Source organism: Billgrantia sp. Q4P2, from assembly GCF_052806135.1.
This window is the reverse complement of sequence record NZ_JBRBAI010000010.1, coordinates 136,652-156,953: the sequence shown is the minus strand read 5'-3', so window position 1 is coordinate 156,953 and position 20,302 is coordinate 136,652. Positions and strand designations below refer to the sequence as shown.

Genomic DNA, 20,302 nt, shown 5'->3' with positions numbered 1-20,302 from the left:
CTTTCTCCCTTAATTTTGCCAGCCTGATCTTGGCTGATACCATTTACACTGACACCTAACGCCTGACATCACCGGCAGAAGGAAGCAGGGCGACGAGGAACGAGGAGCGGCGCTTTCTTCTGTCCGAGTGCATGTGATTGTTAGCCTGTTGTAACGAAACGCAAGGCAAGGCAAGGCAAGGCAAGGCAATGCAATGCAATGCAATGAAAATAATAGCAATAAAGCCAAGGACGACAGCTCCGAGGTAATACTTGCGCACATCCTTCTCATCGGCTAGCCACTTCTCAAGCTCGCCCTGCGTACATACGCGTTCGCCTTTGCCTTGATAGCCATAGCGCGTGACGTTGAACAAATACATAACTGAGTGAGCGGGAGTATATGCCCTTTTCTGCGCCGACTCCCACTCTGGAGGAAGTCCAGAGATGGGAATTGGCTCACCGCCAACTGTGATGCAACTTGGTCGGTGACCCTCTGTTAGAACCTTACGCATCTTTTCAACCCGTGTCTTTCTGGATATTCTCTTCTCAAGAGCAGCAAAAAGCACAAGGTCTTTGTCGTCGTTATAAATCCAGGATTCCGGAAATCCGCTTGCGGACTTGAGTCTATCAAGCCCCTCCATTGCCGCGTTTCTCACAAACCATCGGTCAAGCTTACCTGAATGCTCCAAGTATGCGTACAGCACGGTCAGAAACGGCGGTGCCAAAAATAGAGCTAGAAGATAATAGTTCATATGATTTTTAGGCTAACGCCGCAGTTTGGGGCGCCGGAGCGCCAGCGAAGGCATCCCCGCATCTCGATTTTGTGCCGCGACAACACCGCTTTGTTAGCTGATTGAGTTGTACACATTGATAAAATTGGGGATCTGAGAATGATCAGCTCCGGCGTCTTTGAGATACGTAAAAGCAACCTCTGCTCTCTCCGCATTCATTTGTGGGTCGAAGCCGGACTCTTTGAGTCGAGACTTCCACCACTTGATATTCTCCGCATGGTCGTTCTTTGAAATCTCGAAGACGATAAAAGTATACACACCTTTCTCAATAAACTCATCGCCACCGCGAGACATTTGATCTACAAACATCAGACCTCGCTTAGAACCCATTGCAGTGATCATGCTCTCAATGAAATGTGGCTTCACATTGATTCTTCGCCCAATTTCGTAGGCTACTGATTTCGGCTTTTCGGAAATAAGGCGGTAGATTATGGCTAGCGCTATTGCAATGCCAATTATCCAGTACCAGTTCATTCTGTGCCCCATAGAGTATTTCAGCTAACGCCCAATTAAGCGAGCAATTGAAGCGCAGCGTAAATTTATCCGCTGCAATTATTTGTTAGAGGAGGCGGTCTCAAGTTCCAAGCGCAACACTATTGAAGGGTGTCCGGTCCAGCGACCGACTTCTTGAGCACCTCGGCATAGACTTCCAAAGGCGTCCGCCAGTCCAATGTCTTGCGTGGTCGTGTGTTCAGTGAATCAGCAATGGCATCGAGCTCTTCCTGGCTATAGATCGACAGGTCCGTGCCCTTCGGCAAATACTGCCGGAGCAGACCGTTGGTGTTTTCGTTCGAGCCCCGCTGCCACGGACTATGGGGGTCGGCGAAATAGATCGCTGTTCCGGTCCGCTGTGTGATCTCGGCATGCTTCATCATCTCCCTGCCCTGGTCGTAGGTCATGGAGAGCCGCAGGGCGCGTGGGACCTCGTTCAGCTTGTCGCTGAACCCGATGGCAGCGGTGGTGGCCGTCGTGCCATCCAGCTTTGCCAGGATCACCAGGCGCGTGGAACGCTCCACCAGCGTGCCAACGGCGGACCGGTTATTGGCACCCATGATCAGGTCGCCTTCCCAATGGCCAGGCATCAGGCGGTCTTCGATCTCGGGTGGGCGCATGTGAATGCTGACCAGGTCCGGGAACTGGCCACGCCGGTCCGTACCCCGACTGCGTGGCCGACGCTTGCCGTTGCCCTGCCGCAAGCAGGCGATGAGCTCTTTCTTGAGAGAGCCCCGGGGCATCACACAGAGCGCGTTGTAGATGGCCTCGTGGGAGACCTGGCGGCGAGTATCATCAGGAAACATGAGTGACAGTGTGCTGGCGATCTGCTGCGGTGACCAGTATTGGCGCAGGAGATAGGCGACTAAATCGAACAGCTCGCCGCCAGGATGCAGCTTCGGTTGACGACGTGGGCGATGTCGCGTTAACCGGGTTCGATAGCCTGCCAGGCTGGCGTCGTAGCCTCTGTCAGCATCGACGGTATGGCGAGCAAGCTCCCGTGACACGGTACTTGGCGCTCGCCCCAGATGCGTGGCGATGGCCCGGATCGAGTGGGTGGTTCGCATCATCATGATGGCGGCTCGGTCTTCAGCAGTGAGGTGGCGATAGCAATGAGACATGGCAGCACGATACCTGATGGGTCAGGTGTTGCACTTGGTCATTGAGACCGCCGGATTTAGGCGCAGACTACATGTCGCATGACTGCACCGTACTGATCCTTCAACTTCCCAGAATTAACTTTGACACCTGCTTCCTTAGCTAGTGTTTTAGTTAGGCTCCACAGCTTGTTTGGATCATCTGGATGGCCTGAAGAATATTCAGACAAGCTTGCGCTGCTCACAAATTTTGCCTCGCTATCGAACCCCACTGGAGATCGTTCACCGTAGTAAATTTGGGGAGCATCCAGAGTAAGGAGATCTTTCGATGCAAACACTGGTGGGAAAGCGTAGCCTCCAATATTTGGCATGCATACCGATGCATCAAGAACCAAGTCATCCACTGCCACCCATGAGTGATCAAAGAAGCTTTGTTCATCAATTTTAACTTCCCCAATACAAAGGCTAGACTTGACTCCTTGCTCTTCAAGAAGTATGTGGAGTGCCGCCGACGTATCATGACACCCACCCCTATAATTGTTTTTCACTATCCAATTTAATACAGCCTTGAATGCTTTCTTAGCTTTGTAGTCAACGCTCGTTGAGCATAAGGAAATTCGGTCTATGTTTTTCAACCAAATCTTCGAATTCATGCTTTCCTCTAACGCCATGGTAAGCCGCCGAGACGTAGCGCAGCGTAGTGTCAGTCGGCTTCACCTAATTGTTAAATTTCACCTTGGTAACGACAACAAGAAATCGTCAGCCAGCTCAAATAAATAATCAGTTGGGTCCTCTCCTTGCTCTTTCATATGGAGCATCCTGCACAGGTTTTTATCGTCAACAACTAACATAAGTTTCCCGTGCTCACGCATTGCGCCCTGCATCATTTTGAAGGCGTTCTTATCAGCTCCAGCCCGAGTGAGGACAATTGCAACTTTTCTCAAGCCTCGTTCAAGTAGGTATTTTTCGGTTGTTAGCACCTGACCTTGCTTTATTTTCCCTACATAATTTTTAAATTCAAATATTACGTACCTGCTATTAAGGTGCTCCACTAAGAAGCTCCAGAACTCGGTCATCGGACGGACTCGACAAACAAAGTCGTACCTACTTACCCCATCATCTGTTCTTTTCTGGGCATGCCAGCCTTGCAAGTCGTTCGGAAATAAGTACTTAAGGACATCTATACAAAGCTCTTCATACTGAGACCATGTTTGCTTCCCACGCTTTGTATCTTTCAATCTGGTGCACAGCTCTGTGCCTTTGGTATCAGACGGGGGCGCCTGACGTTCATTTATAGAGCGGCTTCTATTCCAGGGCGCCTCCTTTCGGTCGGACAAATCACGAGCCAAGTCTGGATCTGCTTCAAGTAAAGAATCTAGCTCTTCCGCAAGAGCCGGAGAAACTGAAGCATAATTCCTCAAGTCAGTTCTATCTGCGAAAGAAATACTGAATTTCTCTTCCAGAACAAGCCGCATTTCTGATGGTAAAACACTTGATATGACTAACATTCCTTTCTGAGCACCACCACGCAAGCCGTTGTTGACTACACGGGCTGCGGCTGACTCTATTAGCGAAGGGCGAGCTCTTGCTGTCCTGTAATATTTGACTTCAATTGCCCATTGATCATTTCCCAAAATACCAAGAAAGTCGAAACCGGAGTCACCTCGTGGCGAATGTGACTGGATGCGAAAATTGTTCGCCTCAAGAATTCTGCGAACGAGGTCTTCAAACTGTTCCCATGTAGGCTTCGTCTTAAACATATACCATTACTTCTTTGTAAATTTAACGCCCGCATTTGCGGCTGGTTTGGAGTGCAGCGGAAAACCAGTCCGACAAAATGCGTTTGTTAGCCATTTGCCTGCTTGTTGATATCAGATAGTAAATTTCTGCAACAGTCGAAATACTTAGGTTTTAGCTTTTTGTTGCTATCGTACAATCCCTCTTTTATTACATTTCCTTCTTTGTCGAGCTTATCTCGAATATCACCAGCAGGTATAATAAAACTAAAATATTCTGGAAAAATTTCGTTAAACTCTGTAGCGTCTTCGGGTTTGTCTCCGTCATATACAGCTGAAATATTCTTGAATCCAAGACTATTTAACACTTTAGCGATTAGCTTTATTTTCGAAGCTCCACCAGCTCCGAACCCCCAAAATGGAATGGAATAATTTAGATTAAGGTCGCCAACCATTTTGTTGAAAAAAACAACATCTTCTTGGCCTTCTGTTATCACTAAATTATCTTCCGCAAACAAACAAGCGACAGACTCATAAGCAAACGCATGGGGGTTAAACAAATCACCTTCTAATTTCTTAAATATATCTCTACATTCGTCATCTAGCCTGTAAACTGTACTTCCATTTTCCTCGTCAACAACACGCGATACCTCCATGCCATTTAGAATCGCGTCAATACTGACCATTTCAGGTGAGTGCGTGGCGAACAATACCTGCCTATCTTTCGCTAATTCACCAAGAGCCAGCATTAATCTACGTTGAAGCTGGGGATGTAAACTTAGCTCAGGCTCATCAATTACCAATATTTCGTTGTCACTGGATTCAAAAATTGCATCAACAAGAAATAGCAATGAGACAAGACCTTCTCCCATTCCGTCGGAATTGTGAAAAACATTGCCTGGCTTCTCAATTTTAACGTAGTACTGTTCGTTGTCATTTTGGTCAATAGTCCAGCTAAGCTCTTTGCCATATACCTTTTTGAAAACGGCGTTAAACTGCTCATACTTATCAAGAGCATTAAACAAACGGTGACTAAAATTGTTTATCGGCTCAGCTCTATTTGTAAACTTACTAGAGTTTCGGTAATACTGATCCCTATTCCATTTTCCTGTTGAAAAATAAGGATCGAATACTCGCCTAGATGGAAGAAAGCTGATTTTTGGAGGAGTTTTGTTATCAGTAGACACCCACTCCGTCTCCGATCCGCCTTTATCGACAGTTTTCAATACTCCTGAAGCACCATCAAATTCCACCTCTATCGAAACGCGATCTCCCGCATGCTTATTCCGCTTACCCTCAGTGAAGCTTACATCCCTCACGTTAGACAACCTTCTAAAGGCTTCGATGAGAGTGGACTTTCCGCCACCATTTGGGCCAATTAAAATTGTAAGTCCACTACCAAAATCTCCATTTGGTTGAGCAAGAGTAATTTCTTGTCTAGTTTGAAATCCTCTGTACCCGTGACATGATATTTTGTTGATTACTTGCATGCTCTTCCTTTGGATGGCTAACGCCGAAGGTAACGGGCCGCTTTGGAGCATAGCCGAAGGCGGCGCGTAAAAGCGGTCCCGTTCACCGCCTGGTTATGCCTCTAGCCAAGCGTAAAACTCAGCAGGCATCTCGTCTTCAACGGCTTCGATCGACTTGATGTCGACAGTTGAATTACACCCTATCAAGGGGACTTCAATCACCTTTTCTTGATCCGACCATTCCACCAATAAATAACGCGTATTGTTCTGATCGTATGCCACCGAACTCACCCTGCCGTGACCATAAAGCTTCATCGTCTTGCCAAATTTTTCGCGCTTTTTAAGAACTACCAAGTCGCCTTTGCAGATTGAATTGAATCTTTCTGCTTGGTGCTCACTTTCTAGATAATCAAACCTACAGATTCCTTGTTCCTTCCAAGCTATATCTAATCTCTCGCCGAAATCAGCACCTGGACAGAACCCCATGAACAAAATGTAGGAGTCAGTTGGTGTAGCGTTGTTGATTGCATCCAAAACAAGCTGTGCTTCGGTGTCGCCGGTGGACAATTTGTGTTCTGCATTACGTTTTAGCTTCGCGAGGTCCGCACGCGCCATTTCACCACTTCTGACTCGTTCGATCGTTTTCTCATATTTCATTAGCTTGAGTCCTCACTGTTTCGGGTTGAGCCCTTCAGGATTCAAGGGCCCCTCATTGCTAACAGGCTTAAAGGACTCCTAGGCGCTCTTTTGGCATAACGCCTGAATTAAGCCGCGCCGCGAAGCGGCGTCGGCTTGAATGAATCGTTAGGTTGCGTCCGACGAGGGATAACCAGGAATGTGTACACGGAGGTAGTGCAGGATATCGCCCGCCGCATCCTCTGCGTGTCCGCGTACATACTCATGCTCATCATGAAGCGCTGCTGCAACGACTGGCGCAACTGCTGCCAGGTCAAGGCGCCGGCAGATACGCGCAAGGTGGCCGAAGCCAAGAATTGCGTTGCCGCGAACGTTGAAATGCGGGTGCTCAGCCAATGTAAGACAAATACTCTCGGCCCAGGCACAGTCGGGCGGGTCCATAGTTATGACGATTGGCACATATAGCAGCTCTTCCGGGATGCCTCGAGCGACTACAGCCTCAACATCTTGCTCTGTCCATCCGTCTCGAAATGGTCCCATTTCGCAACCTAACGCCCGCAGCATGCGCGGCTTTGTAGTGAAGGCGAAGCCGCAACGGAAAAGCCGTCGCCGTGCCTGCGATTGTTAGGCAATTTGCCTATTTTTGCACTGGATATGACCAAATTTGACCCGCCCTATGGATCTGGATGCACAAGCCGGCTGCCACCAAGCGCCCGGAAATATGGAAAATATGGTTAACATAGCCATCGTTGCCGGATACCTTCGATACACTTTCCAAGACCTTGCCTGAGCTGGTTGAACTAAAATCGGTAGCAAGCCGCAAGCTCACTTCTACATCTTGCCAAGACTCACCCAGGGGACGTTCAAACTTCGCGCAAACTGTTACTGTAGCACCTTCAACTGTGCAGCTGACCAAAGGGCTCGGATACCAGCTATCCCTTAAACCCTCACGGTATTCCTGTCGAACTTGTTCCAATGAAGGCTCGTAGCCCGAGTTCGCCTCCATCTCACCGATGCAGCCCCAGCAATCTCCACCACAATCTAAAGAAAGCGGGTCATCGTCAACATTGAGTTTTCTCTTACAGATATAACAGTGCATGGACCCTTTGGACTCGATTTCTGCCTAACAGTGATTGGACTGCACGCCCTGATATTGAATGAACATCCTGCGCGTTCAACAGTATTATCTGATGCGCCTCAATTCTTCCAACTCCTTGATTTCGCCAGAACCTAAGTATAGCTCGGCCACCTATGCAGAATTCGCACGCATACGCGTTTTGTCGGAGCCAATATACTGTATGCACACCTACTAATAGACAAAGAGGCAACCAGGCGCGTCAAGCGCTACACACGACGATCTATTAATCGAACCCCAAACCAGCCCAAACGCTCGCAGTCTCTCCTGCATAAACAAGCCACCCAACCACCACACAGTTAACTACCACCCCACACCAAAAAATAGCCTGAAACGGCTGCTTCCTGGTTTTGTGCCGGAATAGCCGCTGTGCCACCAGCGCACCGGGCCAGCCACCGATCAAGCCTGCGAAGAGAAGCGTGGCTTCTGGTGTGCGCCTTCTGCCCTTCCCTGCTGCGGCTTTGTCGATGCCGTACATGGCGAAGGTGATTACGCTCAGCAGGGCATATGCCGCCAGGAGCTGCATTGGCACGTGCCCTAGAGCGCTCAGGGCTGCCAGAAGTGCGAAAAACGCAGCGGCTATGGCGCATGCCAGGGTCAGCCCTTTGGAGCGCGGGGATGCATGGCGAGCCGCTTCTAGGTAGAGCGCCTTCTGCGCCCTAGGCCTGTTCTGGCTGTCACGGGTCAGGTGGTAGGCAATCGGCTCGTTGAGTGTTGGGCGGCGCCCACCGCGGGGAAAGGCGCTGATGTGGACGAATACACGGGGGCCGCCTACGGTCGGTGTGATGAAGCCGAAGCCCTTGTCGTCGTTCCACTGTGTGAGCTTGCCCTCGTGCCGCATCGAGTTATCTCTATGTCATCAGTATTCGTCGGAGAATACCACGCGGCGAAATCGACTTTTAAATCCAATAAGTTAATGGGTACTTTAGATAAAGCTGGGTTTTGTCAGGCGGGAGAGGAAATAGGGAGTCGGGGCACGCTACCGCCCCTGCTGGCAGAATTGATGATAATTCGCATCATCATTAGTGCGGCAGTCCCTGCGTACTACTTGGTCTCTAAGCTATCTTCTGCAGCTTTTTACTAACCGTAAACAACCGTTACGCTGAGATCAACGCCAACGAAAGCATGAGGGGAAATAAAAACCCCGAAGGCGGGGGGCCCACCTACGGGGTCGGTTTGGAGCCAGGTCCGCGTTACTGCTGCGGACCCGTCATTCAGCGGTGCAGGTCGAAGCGGTCGTTCTCCATGACCTTGACCCACCCTTTCACGAAGCGGTCGATCATGCGCTCCTCGCCGCCGTTGGCGGCGTACTCCTCGGCAATGGCGCGTAGTTGGGAGTTGGAGCCGTAGACGAGGTCGACGCGGGTGGCGGTCCACTTCTTCTCGCCCGTCTTGCGGTGGCGGCCTTCGAAGCGTTCCTCTTCCTCGTCGAGTGGCTCCCAGACGGTGCCCATGTCGACGAGGTTGACGAAGAAGTCATTGGTCAGCTGGCCGGGGCGGTCGGTGAAGACACCATCGTTGCTGTTGTCGCCGACGTTGACGCCGATGGCCCGCATGCCGCCGAGCAGCGCCGTCATCTGCGGTACGCTGAGGTTCAGCATGAAGGCGCGGTCGATCATTAGGTGCTCGGCCGGAATGTTGGTCGCCTGGGGCTGCATGTAGTTGCGGAAGGCATCGTGCCTCGGCTCGAGGTAGGCATGTGCATCGATCTCGGTCATCTCCTGGCTCGCGTCGGTGCGGCCCGGGGAGAACGGTACCGTGATGTGGTGGCCGGCTGCCTTCGCTGCCATCTCGACTCCCACGTTGCCGCCCAGCACGATCATGTCCGCCAGCGAGATGTTAATGCCGGAGGCGTCCTTGATCTGCTCAAGCCGGTCGAGCACTTCGGGCACGCCGGCGCGTACGTTCACGTCCCAGCCAATCTGCGGCTCGAGACGGATACGCGCACCGTTGACGCCGCCGCGGTGGTCGGTCTGGCGGTAGGTGCAGGCCGCGGCCCAGGCGGTGCCCACCAGTTGCTTGACGTTCAGGCCGGAGTCGGCGATCTGCTGCTTGAGCGTGGCGACCTGCTGGTCATTGACCAGCGGCCCTTCATGCTTGGGCACCGGGTCCTGCCAGACGAGGTCTTCGTTGGGCACATGCGGGCCGAGGTAGCGGGCTTGCGGACCCATGTCACGGTGCAGCAGCTTGTACCAGGCGCGGGCGAACTCGTCGGCGAGCACGTCCGGGTTCTGGTGAAACTCGTTGGCGATCTCGAGGTAGATGGGATCGGTGATCATCGCCATGTCGGCGGTGTTCATCACCGGCGGGTTCTTCTTGCCTTCGACATGGGCGTCGGGCACCCAGTACCCCTCCTTGACCTCGACCGGCTCCCACTGGTTGGCACCCGCGGGCGACTTCTTGACCTCCCACTGGTGGGCGAAGATGGTGTTGAGGTAGGCGTTGTCCCACTTGGTCGGCGTCGGGGTCCAGGCCCCTTCGAGGCCGGAGGTGACCGTGTACTCACCAAGGCCGGTCTCGTGCTTGTTGGCCCAGCCGATCCCCTGCTGGTGAATCTTCGCGGCCTCGGGCGCGTCGCCGACGGCATCGGCCGGCCCGTTGCCGTGCATCTTGCCAAAGGTGTGGCCGCCTACTGTCAGCGCGACGGTCTCGCGGTCGTTCATGCCCATGCGGGCGAAGGTCTCGCGTACGTCCTGGGCGGACTTCATCGCGTCGGGAATGCCATTGGGGCCCTCCGGGTTGACGTAGATCAGCCCCATCTGCACCGCGGCGAGCGGGTTGTCGAGGGTGCGGCTGCCGTCTTCCCAGGTGCCGGTATAACGCTCGTCGTTGGTCGAGAGCCACTCGGCCTCGGGGCCCCAGTAGATGTCGTCCTCGGGCGCCCAGATATCGGAGCGGCCGAAGCCGAAACCGAAGGTGCGAAAACCCATGGTCTCCAGCGCGCGATTGCCGGCAAGGACCAGCAGGTCGGCCCAGGAGATCTTCTCGCCGTACTTCTGCTTGATCGGCCACAGCAGCCGGCGCGCCTTGTCCAGGTTGCCGTTGTCGGGCCAGCTGTTGAGCGGTGCGAAGCGCTGGGCGCCGGTGCCGCCGCCACCGCGGCCGTCGATAGCGCGGTAGGTTCCGGCGGCGTGCCACGACATGCGAATGAAGAACGGTCCGTAGTGGCCCCAGTCGGCGGGCCACCACTCTTGGGAGTCGGTCATCAAGGCATCGAGATCGGCGCAGAGTTCGTCGACGTTGAGCTGCGAGAACGCCTCGGCATAGCTGAAGTCGGCACCGAATGGGCTGGCGTCAGGGTGCTTCTGGTGCAGCACGTTGAGGTTGAGCTGGTCGGGCCACCAGTGTTCGTTGCCCTGCAGACTGGGTGTGGTGCGTGCCCCCCACTCCCGGCGTTTAGACTTTTGTTCAGACACGGTCTTCTCCTCGACTGGATGGTGGCCTACAGGAGATTTGAGCCGACGTCGCCGCATCGCCTCATTTTCGTCATTCCTACAAGCCGTCAGATATCAGTGAAGGATTCAGGACCGGAACCGTCAAGGCGAAGGGAGGCTTTCACCTCGATAGAAAGAAGCTATGAGAGCAGCTAGCAGGAGCAGCGAAGCCTCAACATCTCACTAATCGACAGGGGTATCCATCCCCCTCGCGTAACTCAGCTAGCTAAAATGCTTCATCGACCGACCAGCATTGCAACTCTGGCAACCATAAGCTTCGCGACGAACTTGAACGGATATGTTGCATAGCTGGGCACATCGTTCGGAATGTCGCCGTTCTCAGGCTTGAACTTGGTTTGGATACGCATCTGCAACGGAGGTGCATTACTCCCGAACCTTGCTCGGTACACCGAGAACCAGTGCCCCTTCTGAAAGTCGAGATACATGGCTGAATTGCAGCATGTTGCGACGACCCTTTGCGTGGGAGACTCAGGCTTGATCCTGTAGGCCTGCATGAGATCGCTCCCCTTTGAGCATCTCACGCGGTCCTTGCGGTAGAGCAAATATTCTGTCCCGCCATCCGGCTCCAGAACCGGGCGTGCGCTCGGGAGCGCTTCGACCTGCCGAGCCCCTTCCTGGCAATCGTCGCAATAACAGGCTGCGCCCATAATCGGTGAGCCGGTTATCTCGAGTTCGACGCTTCCACAAGCGCAGCGAGCAATCGGTTCGTACGCGGTTGTCATCAGCGACTCCTCTCTGGTGGCGTATGACGCCATAATCCCACACTTGACTGGTGACCCGTGCTTACTCTTGAACAAGGCTCTCAAACAGCTCAAAAGGTGGGAATTTCTCGAAACTGTGGATCGCGGGTGTCATCACCCAAGGCAACTGCGGTAGCTTGATCGAATCCGACACACCATCATCCTTGACGTGCTCCAGCGATGGCTACGGGTTCGATGAGCATTCGCTAGAACATACGTTCACCAGGCAGGTTGGACGCCTGGCGAATCCACTCCGCTACCTGCTCTTCTTCGATCTGTTCGTCCTGGTGGATATGCAGGTAGCGGGTATTGGGGTCCTTGGATGCGATGGGCGGCAGCGGCTCCAGCGAGGCGCCGTTGAGAAACGCCACCTTGATGTACTTCGTGAAGCAATGGAATGTGAGGAACCACCCCTCTCCCTCGATTCCATAGAAGGGTGAGTTCCACCTCACGGCCTTGCGCACGTTGGGGACCGTACGCTCAATCAGCGCATCGAGCCGGCGCCCGACGTCTTGCTTCCACTCCGGCATGGCAGCGATGTAGGCCTGCACGGGGGCGTCGCCGTCAGCCTTGGGGATCTGCGGGTTGCCTCCCGAGAGGAGCTTTGGCTTGGCTTCTGCGGGTGGGTTGGCCTTGTCGCGTGTCATCGCCGTTTTCCTCCTTATCAGTCTGAAGGGGGCACTAGCTGCGCCTCGATAGCCCCTTTGTCGATGACGGACCACACCTCTGCGATCTTCTCGCCGCGGAACTCATAGAACACGTTTTCGGCAAAGGACACCCTTCTTCCGCAAACAGCCAAACCAAGAAATTTCCCCTTTGGTGTGCAGTTGAAGCGGAGTCGGCTGGCTATGTAGGGCGGGTTCGAAACCAGCAATTCAACATGGAAGGATAGATCAGGGATCTCGGAGAAGTCTCTCTCCAGCATGCGCCGGTAGCCCGATATCCCGAGTTGCGCGCCGTTATGCTTGACGTCTTCATGAACGAAGCGCTCCAACGCTGGCCAATCCTGGCTGTTCAAGCAGGCGATGTAGTCTCGATAGACGTTCGATAGTTCGGACTGGGTCACCTAGGGTCTCCTCTTGTACGGCAAGGCTCGCCCATCGGTTGGAAGCGGCGTCGATACCCGGAGGGTTAGGCTATGCGGAGCGGGCTCTGCTCCTACCCCGTGGCATCCAGCATGTCTTCCAGCTCGCTTTCGTTCACACCAAGCATCTGCAGGATGTTGCGCTGGGCGGCGTTGAGGATGTGCTGGCGCTCCTGCTCGCCGGGCAGGCTCTTGGCGATGGCCACGGCGCCGACCAAGGAGGCAAGTATGGCGCGGGACTTGTCGGCGATGACCTCGCGGTCGGGCTCGAAGGGCAGTTTCTTGAGCCGGCTGAGAGCGATGAGGCGGGTTTCCAGCATCTTCTTCATGCGCAGGTAGGAGGCTTCGAAGAGCGTGCGGATCTCGGCGTTCTCGTTGCCGATCTCGTTGAACAGCACCGTCTCGGGCCCCGGCTTGTGCTTGCGTTCCAGCTCCTGGAGGTTCCAGCAGTTGGCGACCAGCTCCGTCAGGTGCTTCACCGAGAGCGGCCCCTTGACCAGCCGGGCTGCACGGCTGCTCTCCAAGGTTTCCCGCACCGAGGCGTGGTAGAGCGCTTCCTTCGAGGCGAAGTGCGCGTAGAAGGCGCCGTGGGTCATCTTGGCCAGCTTCATGATCTGGCCGATGGAGACCTTCTCGAAGCCTTGGCGGCTGAACAGCTCGATGGCGGACTTGAGGATTCGCTCCCGCGATTTGGCCTTGCGGTTCGTCGAGTAGGGCATGACGGCTTCACACTCCCACGCTGAATATTATCTTGATCATATCAAGCTTGGTGTTAGCGTGGCACAACCCCAAGCTGTTCAGGAAATTACCATGCAATCACCGCTCGTCATCACCGGCATGGGCATGATCAGCCCCCTCGGTTGCGGCGTCAAGGCAGGCTGGGAACGCCTGCTTGCCGGCCGTTCCGGCATTTCCTCGATCAATCGCTTCGATACCGGCGAGCTGCCGATCAAGGTCGCGGGTTCGGTGCCCGGCATCGAGGACGACCCGGAAGCCGGCCTCGACCCGGACCGGGTGCTGGACGTCAAGGAACGTCGCAAGATGGAGCTGTTCAGCCTGTACGCCATGGCCGCCGCCGAAGAGGCGCTGGCCCAGGCCAACTGGTTCCCCGAAAGCGATGCGGATCGGCTGGCTACGGCCACCATCATCGGCTCCGGCATCGGCGGTTTCCCCACCATCACCCAGGCGCAGAACACCCTCTCGACGCGCGGCCACCGCCGGCTCTCCCCTTTCACCGTGCCGGCCTTCCTGGCCAACCTGGCGGCGGGCAATGTCTCGATTCGCTATGGCTTGCGCGGGCCGATGGGCTGCCCGGTGACGGCCTGCGCGGCCGGTGTGCAAGCCATCGGCGACGGCATGCGCATGATCCGCAGCGGCGAAGCCGAGGTGGCCCTGGTGGGCGGCGCCGAGGCCTGTATCGACCCGCTCTCGCTGGCCAGCTTCCACGCCATGAAGGCGCTCTCCACCGAGCAGGACGCCCCCACCAAGGCCTCGCGGCCCTTCGACCAGGCCCGCAACGGCTTCGTCATGGGCGAAGGTGCGGGGCTATTGGTGATCGAAACCCTGGCCCACGCCGAGGCGCGTGGGGCAACGCCGCTGGCCATCCTCAGCGGCTACGGCACCAGCGCGGATGCCCACCACATCACCGCCGGCCCGGTAGATGGCGCTGGGGCCGCTGCGGCCATTCGCGCGGCGCTGCGGATGGCGGGGCTCTCCCCCGAGGCGATCGACCATATCAATGCCCACGCCACCTCGACACCAGTCGGCGACCGCGCCGAGGTCGCGTCGCTGCGCAATGCCTTCGGCGAGGCTCTCGGTGGCATCCCGATCTCTGCCACCAAATCCTCGACTGGTCACCTGCTCGGTGCCGCCGGCGGCGTGGAAAGCATCTTCTCTGCCCTGGCGGTGATGCACGACCGCCTGCCCCCTACCCTGAACCTGGAGAACCGCGACGCGGACCTGCACGACCTGGATATCGTCTCGGGCTCGGCACGCGAGCATGCGACCCAGCATGTGCTGTGCAACGGCTTCGGTTTTGGTGGGGTGAATGCGGCGCTGATCGTCAGCAAGGTGTAGTTAGCCCAGACGCCAGGAACCTACAAACGACAACACCCCGAGCCTGTAGCTGGCTCGGGGTGTTGGGTTGTCTTACGAAGTCTCAATGACAGTGAACTCTACCTACGCTGTTATCCATGTGGCAGCACTGCCCTGGCGGGGAACTCTTGCGGCAGCCTCCGCCATGGGCCAGAACGCTGCTGCTGAACACCAACAGCGCAAAAGCAACGATTACAATTTTCATAGCTTCCCCTTCATTTAATTATTATCGGAAGTCCTGCACTGCCAGATTGCCTGAACCCCATCTTCGGCGGCAACTCACAGTCTGTACGCGTTGGCGCAGGAATAACTCCAACGCGATTCAGCACGCCCGCTACCAGGCGTACTCGAGGCTTTCATATGCGTTGCGCTGCTCCCGAGACTCTAGTGACGATGACCGTCACTTCCGTAGCTTCGCAGGTGACTGTAACGCCGGACCTGCTCGTCATCGAGCACCGTAAGCATGTGCAGGTGGTATTCGAGGTGTACCGCCCGCAGCTGGCCCCAGAGCCGAGCCGCCTGTTCGGTCAGGCGGTTGACCTCCTCAAGCGTCGCATGTCGTTCTGCAAAGAGCCGGTCGAGTTCGCGCTCGCTTTCGATCACCTGCTCGCCGAGTTCGATGGATCGAGCGCGCATGTTCGCGTAGGCCTGTTCGGTTCGCTCCCGCTGCTCTTCGGTCAGGTTCAGTGCATCGGCCAGTTCCAGCACGTGCATGGGACCTGGATAGCCGTTCAACTCCGCCGGCAGGGCTTGCGCCATCCCTCTGCCCAGCCGAAGCCCTTCCATGTCGCTGGCGGAGAGCGCCTTGATCTCGCGTGAATGAAACCCGGCGTAGGCGCCATGCTCTACCGCTTCCCCCTGGGCCGCCCCGGTGGTCAGAACTAACAGCACAAAAGCCAGCAGACGTGTCATTGGAGTGCCCTCTCTCGGTTTTCGGTTGCACCTAGAGTGGGCCCGGCAGCATCATTTGGGTATGAGCGAGATCATATCCAGTCAGCCACCGGGCATCGCCTCGACCCTGGAGACGCTAGCCGGCCGCCCTGGCCATCGGCGGCGACTTGCCGCGGGGGAGATGCTGTTTCACGCCGGGGAGGCGGTCACTTCGGTGTACGTGATCGTGTCCGGCCAGGTTCGGCTGATGCGGGTGAGTCAGGTGGGCGCGGAAGTGACCGTTGACCGCGCCGGCCCCACCCGCTGGTTGGCCGAAGCATCGCTGTTCGCGGAACGCTACCATTGCGATGCGTTGGCTGATGCAGCGGCCTGCCTGCTCAGCTTCCCCAAGGCAGCCGTGGTCGAAGGCATGCAGCGGCAACCGGCGCTGGCCGCCGATCTCATGATCGATCTGGCCCGGCGGCTGCATGAGGCACGCCTGCGCATCGAGATCCTCAACATACCCAGCGCTCAGGAACGCCTGCTCGCCTATTTGCAGGCGCACGCCAGCGGTGAAAACGCGGAGTTCACACTGCCGGGTAGCTGGAAAGCCCTGGCAGGTGAGATCGGGCTGACGCACGAATCGGTCTATCGTGCGCTGGCACAGCTTCAGCGCGAAGGAAGGATCCAGCGAGAGGGTCGGCGGGTCTGGTTAGCGCCCTAAGAACCTGAATATCGTCTTAGGGGGAGCCCGCTAGCACTGCAGCAACATTCCTTTTCCTCGGAACCTTATTCGTAGTGGCTCCAGAGCCTGAGCACCTTCACGGTTCGCTCGTCTTCGAGCACTTGATAAACCAAGCGATGCTGGATATTGATTCGCCTTGAGTAGGCACCTGCAAGATCGCCGATGAGTTTTTCAAAGGGTGGCGGTTTCCGGTAGGGATCTTGCGAAATCAGCTCCAACAGCTCCTGGGCCTTGGGCTTCAGGCCGCTAGCGGCCAGTTTTTTTGCATCCTTCTGAGCCTGCTTGGTGTAGACCAATCTCCATGTCACCAGTCAAGCTCCCCATCACACTCATCGACGGACGTCTCCATTCCCTTGCGGATAGACTCCCGCATGCCGGGCACCGAGAGCAGGTACAGCGTTTCTTGTATGGCAGCCCAATCTTCTTCTGACACCAACACGGCCTTGTTCCGCTTGCCCATGATGACAATCGGTTGGTGAGACTCGGCAGTTTCGTCGATCAACCGATAGAGATTGCTGCGCGCTTCCGTTGCGGTAATTCCGGACATGACACACCTCAGGCGTTAACTACCTAACAGCAGTGTACGCCTTTGGGTACGTACGTCAACACGTGCGTAATATCCATCACTCCGCGACGATGCGGTCCCGCCCGCCCTGCTTGGCCCGGTACAGCAGCCTATCCGCCTTCTCGATCAGCGAGGCCTGACCGCCGCCGTCCGCCGGATTGGCAGTTGCCACTCCCATGCTGACGGTGACGAGGTGGGAAACATCGGATGCTCGGTGAGGGATGGATGCGTCACTGATGGCTGCCCGGCAACGCTCCGCAACCTGCCGGGCGGATTCCAGATCCGTCTCGGGCAAGACGAGCGCGAACTCCTCGCCGCCGAAACGCGCCAGCAAGTCGCGCGGCCGCAGGATCGACGCGGCGAGGATCTGTGCGACTCGGCGCAGGCAGTCGTCCCCGGCGAGATGGCCGTAGTGGTCGTTGTACTGCTTGAAGCAGTCGATATCCAACATGATGAACGAGAGTGGCTGGCCGCTGCGCCGGGCACTTGCCCACTCTGTCTCCAGCACGGAGTCGAGCAGGCGGCGGTTGGCGACCCCGGTAAGGCCATCCTGATACGAGAGTTCCTCTAGCTCCCGTTGCAGCCGCAGCAGTTTCTCTTCGTTCTGCTTGCGCTCGCTGATGTCGAACATGAAGCCAATCAGCGCTTCCACCTCGCCCGCGCCGTTGCGTACCACATGCACGACGTCACGAATCCACACGTAGGTGCCGTCCGCCTTCAGCGCGCGGTAGTCCGCTTCGTGGTCGACTCCCGCCTTGGACTGCGCGACGCAGAAGTTGACGACGCGGTCGCGGTCCTCGGGGTGCATGCGCGCTATCCAGTCGTCGATGCCGACCCAACTATGCGGCGCCCACCCCAGCAGGCTTTCGATCTGTGGTCCGATATAGGCGAAGCGCAGCGTTTCCCAGTCGATCTTCCAGGGGATGGCCTTGGTAGACTCCAGCAGCGTTTTATAAACGGCGGTGTCTACGTTCATCTCTACGACATCGTCACTCATGGATTCATGGCCTCCGCAAATTGCTATGCGCGTCCATGCAGGATCTCACCTTGCTCCATGACTCTGCCACGGGCAACCGGAGCCAGGGCAGGAATACGACCAATAGACGCTTGGGCGAGTGCGTTGCAGGATGCGAGTGCCGCGATGAGATGATCAGTCAGCATGGGGGGCGGCACGCTCAGCCCAGAGTGTCCGGCGCGTCGGTACGCGCGCGCCTGATGCGTGCCTTGATCCGGCTGAGGGCCACCGGTGTGACCCGGACGTAGCCCGCGATGTCCCGGTCGGTCACTCGCATGGCGATGTGTGGGTATTCCTCGATGAAGCGCTGGTAGCGCTCTTCCGCGGAGAGGGTCAAGAGGTCGCGCTCGCGGGCTTCCTTGCGGAAGCCGTAGAGCTCGAAGGATCGCCTGAGTGCGCGCTGCCATTGAGGATACCTGTCGCCGAGCTGGTCCAGGAGGTGATACGGCAACGATTCGACCGACGCCGCGCAGGCAGCAATGGCGCTGAAGCTGGTGGTGCCCCCCGGCGAAAGCGCGGCAAGACTGGCAAAGAACCTGTCTTCTGCGGCAAAGGCCTTGACCCAGGCATCGCCTTCGCAGGTTTCGTAGATCATCTTGATGATCCCGCTTTCCACGAAGTAAACGAAGGGATGCACCACGCCGGCCCGAAAAACGGTATCGCCGGGAAGTAACCTCTTGCGCCGAAGCGAAGGTTCGACGCGCTGCCACTCGGGAAGTGAGCAGCCGGCCAGCTGCTCGAGAATGTGCTTCGCTGTACTCAAAAGATCCCCATGCGCATTAACCTGGGCGCTGCTGCTTCTCCACATGTCGCCCGAAGTTATCTAGGATAGCCTGCCAGCCTTGGCGCTGCATCTCCGGCGGGTTCTCTGGGCCAGGGTCGAATACCGACCTTACGAGTACGCCGTCGGCGAGCTCGATGAACTCTCGACTTCCCTGCCGTCGCTCATCCGATACTCGATGAGCTGAAGTGGCACGATGCGGGTGTAGGGTCATGAGATGGGTTCTTTTGCTTTCGTCATCAAGAGCCAGTCACCCGTATGCGGGCAGCCAGGAAACGGGACTATCGGTCGACGCGCATGTACTTGATAACCGAGCTTTTCGTACAGCCGGTGGGCGGCAGCATTCTGTTCCGCCACGATCAAGCTAAGCGTCGTCGCATGTGAGTCAGCGGCAAGTCGATCCGCCTCTTCCATGAGCATGCGCCCCACCCCCTGGCCGCGACACGCCGAGTCTGTCGCCACGGCGTTGACGTACCAGGAGCCGGGAACCAGCGCTTCCATCTCGACGAGCGACCGGACGACGGCAGGGATCTCATCCAGCGGCCCGGTTTCATAGGGATCGGGTAGCCGATAGCCGAGCAACATGCCGGCGATTACACCATCGCATTCCGCGACATGAGCATTGATATAGCTGAACCCACTTTCGGTCCCGGCCACTCGACGAGCGCCAAACGCCATGACGTCCTCGCCTGGGTCAGCCATGCGCTCCCAGAGATAGGCAGGTATCCCCTCGCCCGCCACGTTCATGAGTTCGGCCAGTTTCGGAGCGTCTTCAGCCTTGGCTTTGCGTATCGTCGTTTTCATGGCTCTGCTTTCCACGCAATCGTTGCGGATCGTCTGGACGGCATTCGTGACAACGTTAACCGATAGCACTTCCTGATCGTCTACCGGTCTGGCAACCTGCGATTTGTTCAGCCGTGGATACCATTCGCGAGGCCCACACCCACACCAAGCGACAGGCCGCCCCTCTGCATAAGCTAGGATACCCGGCACATCGCCTGCATCCACGCAAGCCTTCATTGCCCGACGATTCCCCTCACCTTGTTGCTTCTTCCAATCGGGAAATGACAGACGCCAGTGCATGCACCAGCAGCCCTTGCAACCCTCATAGGCACCTAATAGCGCCTCAAAGTCGTGCCAAGTTGCTGTGGTTAATGGTTTGAACGACAAAACCATTGGCCCCCCTTGCCTATATCTTGATGCTGAACCGATTAGAGATGCGAGAAGTATTGAGGAGGTTCTTGCCGGTCGTTCATACCATCGACATAAGTGATGGGAACGTTCGACAGTTCTTCCTCGGTGACCCCTTCCAGGCAACCTATATTGACACCATACATCTTGCCGATCGGCGTGTCGTTGCCAACACCAAAAGCTCGCACACCACATACTTTACAGAAGAAGTGCTGATTCTTTTTTGTATTGAAGAGGTACTCAGTGAGATAATCCTCTCCTGTCAAGAGACGAAATCCGTCCTCCTTCGCAACAGCAGGCCAGAACCGATTGCGTCGGCAAATGGAGCAGTTACAGCGAAATGAGCTTTGAGTAAGGTCCAAATCCGCCTCAAAGCGGACTTCACCACAATGGCAACTGCCTTGATAGGTTTTCAACATACCCATTCT

The 20,302-nt window shown here is 56.3% G+C and carries 22 protein-coding genes; 2 read left to right on the top strand and 20 right to left on the bottom strand.

The window, feature by feature from the left end:
• Positions 1 to 55 precede the first annotated feature (55 nt).
• The 13 genes from ACUY1T_RS17300 to ACUY1T_RS17240 all read right to left on the bottom strand — a co-directional run bounded on the left by ACUY1T_RS17300 (position 56) and on the right by ACUY1T_RS17240 (position 13,332).
• Positions 56 to 730 carry a hypothetical protein gene (locus tag ACUY1T_RS17300; protein ID WP_446024819.1) on the bottom strand — a complete coding sequence of 225 codons (675 nt, stop codon included), beginning with the start codon at positions 728 to 730 and terminating at the stop codon, positions 56 to 58.
• Positions 731 to 823: 93 nt separating this feature from the next.
• The gene (locus ACUY1T_RS17295) at positions 824 to 1,243 is read right to left on the bottom strand and encodes a DUF1198 family protein (protein ID WP_446024818.1); all 420 of its coding nucleotides are present in this window, start codon (positions 1,241 to 1,243) and stop codon (positions 824 to 826) included.
• Between the two features lie 119 nt (positions 1,244 to 1,362).
• Positions 1,363 to 2,382: an IS30 family transposase gene (locus tag ACUY1T_RS17290; RefSeq protein ID WP_446024817.1), complete on the bottom strand. Its 1,020-nt coding sequence runs from the start codon at positions 2,380 to 2,382 to the stop codon at positions 1,363 to 1,365.
• A 56-nt stretch (positions 2,383 to 2,438) separates the two neighbouring features.
• Positions 2,439 to 3,011 carry a lasso peptide biosynthesis protein gene (locus ACUY1T_RS17285; RefSeq protein ID WP_446024816.1) on the bottom strand — a complete coding sequence of 191 codons (573 nt, stop codon included), beginning with the start codon at positions 3,009 to 3,011 and terminating at the stop codon, positions 2,439 to 2,441.
• A gap of 78 nt (positions 3,012 to 3,089) precedes the next feature.
• On the bottom strand, positions 3,090 to 4,118 hold the full coding sequence (locus tag ACUY1T_RS17280) for a restriction endonuclease (protein WP_446024815.1): 1,029 nt from the start codon (positions 4,116 to 4,118) through the stop codon (positions 3,090 to 3,092).
• A gap of 86 nt (positions 4,119 to 4,204) precedes the next feature.
• Positions 4,205 to 5,584: an ATP-dependent nuclease gene (locus ACUY1T_RS17275; protein ID WP_446024814.1), complete on the bottom strand. Its 1,380-nt coding sequence runs from the start codon at positions 5,582 to 5,584 to the stop codon at positions 4,205 to 4,207.
• Between the two features lie 93 nt (positions 5,585 to 5,677).
• The gene (locus tag ACUY1T_RS17270; protein WP_446024813.1) at positions 5,678 to 6,220 is read right to left on the bottom strand and encodes a hypothetical protein; all 543 of its coding nucleotides are present in this window, start codon (positions 6,218 to 6,220) and stop codon (positions 5,678 to 5,680) included.
• 1,340 nt (positions 6,221 to 7,560) lie between these two features.
• A complete protein-coding gene (locus ACUY1T_RS17265; RefSeq protein WP_446024812.1) occupies positions 7,561 to 8,175 on the bottom strand; it encodes a DUF1294 domain-containing protein in 615 nt (204 codons plus the stop codon).
• Positions 8,176 to 8,548: 373 nt separating this feature from the next.
• Positions 8,549 to 10,750: a catalase/peroxidase HPI gene (gene katG, locus ACUY1T_RS17260; protein WP_446024811.1), complete on the bottom strand. Its 2,202-nt coding sequence runs from the start codon at positions 10,748 to 10,750 to the stop codon at positions 8,549 to 8,551.
• A gap of 254 nt (positions 10,751 to 11,004) precedes the next feature.
• Positions 11,005 to 11,511 (bottom strand): GFA family protein, encoded by a 507-nt coding sequence (locus tag ACUY1T_RS17255; protein WP_446024810.1) that lies wholly within the window; start codon positions 11,509 to 11,511, stop codon positions 11,005 to 11,007.
• Between the two features lie 224 nt (positions 11,512 to 11,735).
• Positions 11,736 to 12,176: a DUF1801 domain-containing protein gene (locus tag ACUY1T_RS17250; RefSeq protein ID WP_446024809.1), complete on the bottom strand. Its 441-nt coding sequence runs from the start codon at positions 12,174 to 12,176 to the stop codon at positions 11,736 to 11,738.
• A gap of 17 nt (positions 12,177 to 12,193) precedes the next feature.
• Entirely contained in the window at positions 12,194 to 12,595 is a 402-nt protein-coding gene (locus ACUY1T_RS17245) for an ester cyclase (protein ID WP_446024808.1), read from the bottom strand.
• 92 nt (positions 12,596 to 12,687) lie between these two features.
• Positions 12,688 to 13,332 carry a TetR/AcrR family transcriptional regulator gene (locus ACUY1T_RS17240; protein WP_446024807.1) on the bottom strand — a complete coding sequence of 215 codons (645 nt, stop codon included), beginning with the start codon at positions 13,330 to 13,332 and terminating at the stop codon, positions 12,688 to 12,690.
• 91 nt (positions 13,333 to 13,423) lie between these two features.
• Here ACUY1T_RS17240 and fabF point away from each other — a divergent pair, with 91 nt between their 5' ends.
• Positions 13,424 to 14,689, top strand: coding sequence for a beta-ketoacyl-ACP synthase II (gene fabF / locus ACUY1T_RS17235; protein ID WP_446024806.1), 1,266 nt, complete (start codon positions 13,424 to 13,426; stop codon positions 14,687 to 14,689).
• Positions 14,690 to 15,091: 402 nt separating this feature from the next.
• On the opposite strand, the gene ACUY1T_RS17230 is transcribed toward fabF, so the two are convergent.
• The gene (locus ACUY1T_RS17230; RefSeq protein WP_446024805.1) at positions 15,092 to 15,619 is read right to left on the bottom strand and encodes a Spy/CpxP family protein refolding chaperone; all 528 of its coding nucleotides are present in this window, start codon (positions 15,617 to 15,619) and stop codon (positions 15,092 to 15,094) included.
• 61 nt (positions 15,620 to 15,680) lie between these two features.
• Between ACUY1T_RS17230 and ACUY1T_RS17225 the strand changes: the two genes are divergently transcribed.
• Positions 15,681 to 16,301, top strand: coding sequence for a Crp/Fnr family transcriptional regulator (locus tag ACUY1T_RS17225; RefSeq protein WP_446024804.1), 621 nt, complete (start codon positions 15,681 to 15,683; stop codon positions 16,299 to 16,301).
• A gap of 65 nt (positions 16,302 to 16,366) precedes the next feature.
• On the opposite strand, the gene ACUY1T_RS17220 is transcribed toward ACUY1T_RS17225, so the two are convergent.
• The 6 genes from ACUY1T_RS17220 to ACUY1T_RS17195 all read right to left on the bottom strand — a co-directional run bounded on the left by ACUY1T_RS17220 (position 16,367) and on the right by ACUY1T_RS17195 (position 20,293).
• Complete coding sequence (locus ACUY1T_RS17220; protein ID WP_446024803.1) at positions 16,367 to 16,630, bottom strand: Txe/YoeB family addiction module toxin; 264 nt, start codon at positions 16,628 to 16,630, stop codon at positions 16,367 to 16,369.
• Complete coding sequence (locus ACUY1T_RS17215; protein ID WP_446024802.1) at positions 16,627 to 16,869, bottom strand: type II toxin-antitoxin system Phd/YefM family antitoxin; 243 nt, start codon at positions 16,867 to 16,869, stop codon at positions 16,627 to 16,629. The genes ACUY1T_RS17220 and ACUY1T_RS17215 overlap by 4 nt, the downstream gene beginning before the upstream one ends.
• Positions 16,870 to 16,945: 76 nt before the next feature.
• Positions 16,946 to 17,884, bottom strand: coding sequence for a GGDEF domain-containing protein (locus ACUY1T_RS17210; protein ID WP_446024801.1), 939 nt, complete (start codon positions 17,882 to 17,884; stop codon positions 16,946 to 16,948).
• A 178-nt stretch (positions 17,885 to 18,062) separates the two neighbouring features.
• Positions 18,063 to 18,665, bottom strand: a complete 603-nt coding sequence (locus ACUY1T_RS17205; RefSeq protein WP_446024800.1) for a Crp/Fnr family transcriptional regulator — start codon at positions 18,663 to 18,665, stop codon at positions 18,063 to 18,065.
• A 228-nt stretch (positions 18,666 to 18,893) separates the two neighbouring features.
• Positions 18,894 to 19,859, bottom strand: a complete 966-nt coding sequence (locus tag ACUY1T_RS17200; protein WP_446024799.1) for an N-acetyltransferase family protein — start codon at positions 19,857 to 19,859, stop codon at positions 18,894 to 18,896.
• A 35-nt stretch (positions 19,860 to 19,894) separates the two neighbouring features.
• Entirely contained in the window at positions 19,895 to 20,293 is a 399-nt protein-coding gene (locus tag ACUY1T_RS17195; RefSeq protein WP_446024798.1) for a GFA family protein, read from the bottom strand.
• Positions 20,294 to 20,302 lie beyond the last annotated feature (9 nt).

Excerpts from the sequence above, each read along its gene's own strand:
- ACUY1T_RS17200 (WP_446024799.1), bottom strand. The coding sequence starts at position 19,859 with ATGGTTTTGTCGTTCAAACCATTAACCACAGCAACTTGGCACGACTTT.
- ACUY1T_RS17210 (WP_446024801.1), bottom strand. The coding sequence starts at position 17,884 with ATGAGTGACGATGTCGTAGAGATGAACGTAGACACCGCCGTTTATAAA.
- ACUY1T_RS17275 (WP_446024814.1), bottom strand. The coding sequence starts at position 5,584 with ATGCAAGTAATCAACAAAATATCATGTCACGGGTACAGAGGATTTCAA.
- ACUY1T_RS17270 (WP_446024813.1), bottom strand. The coding sequence starts at position 6,220 with ATGAAATATGAGAAAACGATCGAACGAGTCAGAAGTGGTGAAATGGCG.
- ACUY1T_RS17250 (WP_446024809.1), bottom strand. The coding sequence starts at position 12,176 with ATGACACGCGACAAGGCCAACCCACCCGCAGAAGCCAAGCCAAAGCTC.
- ACUY1T_RS17300 (WP_446024819.1), bottom strand. The coding sequence starts at position 730 with ATGAACTATTATCTTCTAGCTCTATTTTTGGCACCGCCGTTTCTGACC.
- fabF (WP_446024806.1), top strand. The coding sequence starts at position 13,424 with ATGCAATCACCGCTCGTCATCACCGGCATGGGCATGATCAGCCCCCTC.
- ACUY1T_RS17230 (WP_446024805.1), bottom strand. The coding sequence starts at position 15,619 with ATGACACGTCTGCTGGCTTTTGTGCTGTTAGTTCTGACCACCGGGGCG.
- ACUY1T_RS17255 (WP_446024810.1), bottom strand. The coding sequence starts at position 11,511 with ATGACAACCGCGTACGAACCGATTGCTCGCTGCGCTTGTGGAAGCGTC.
- ACUY1T_RS17215 (WP_446024802.1), bottom strand. The coding sequence starts at position 16,869 with ATGTCCGGAATTACCGCAACGGAAGCGCGCAGCAATCTCTATCGGTTG.
- ACUY1T_RS17290 (WP_446024817.1), bottom strand. The coding sequence starts at position 2,382 with ATGTCTCATTGCTATCGCCACCTCACTGCTGAAGACCGAGCCGCCATC.
- ACUY1T_RS17225 (WP_446024804.1), top strand. The coding sequence starts at position 15,681 with ATGAGCGAGATCATATCCAGTCAGCCACCGGGCATCGCCTCGACCCTG.
- ACUY1T_RS17265 (WP_446024812.1), bottom strand. The coding sequence starts at position 8,175 with ATGCGGCACGAGGGCAAGCTCACACAGTGGAACGACGACAAGGGCTTC.
- ACUY1T_RS17240 (WP_446024807.1), bottom strand. The coding sequence starts at position 13,332 with ATGCCCTACTCGACGAACCGCAAGGCCAAATCGCGGGAGCGAATCCTC.
- ACUY1T_RS17195 (WP_446024798.1), bottom strand. The coding sequence starts at position 20,293 with ATGTTGAAAACCTATCAAGGCAGTTGCCATTGTGGTGAAGTCCGCTTT.
- ACUY1T_RS17285 (WP_446024816.1), bottom strand. The coding sequence starts at position 3,011 with ATGAATTCGAAGATTTGGTTGAAAAACATAGACCGAATTTCCTTATGC.
- ACUY1T_RS17295 (WP_446024818.1), bottom strand. The coding sequence starts at position 1,243 with ATGAACTGGTACTGGATAATTGGCATTGCAATAGCGCTAGCCATAATC.
- ACUY1T_RS17280 (WP_446024815.1), bottom strand. The coding sequence starts at position 4,118 with ATGTTTAAGACGAAGCCTACATGGGAACAGTTTGAAGACCTCGTTCGC.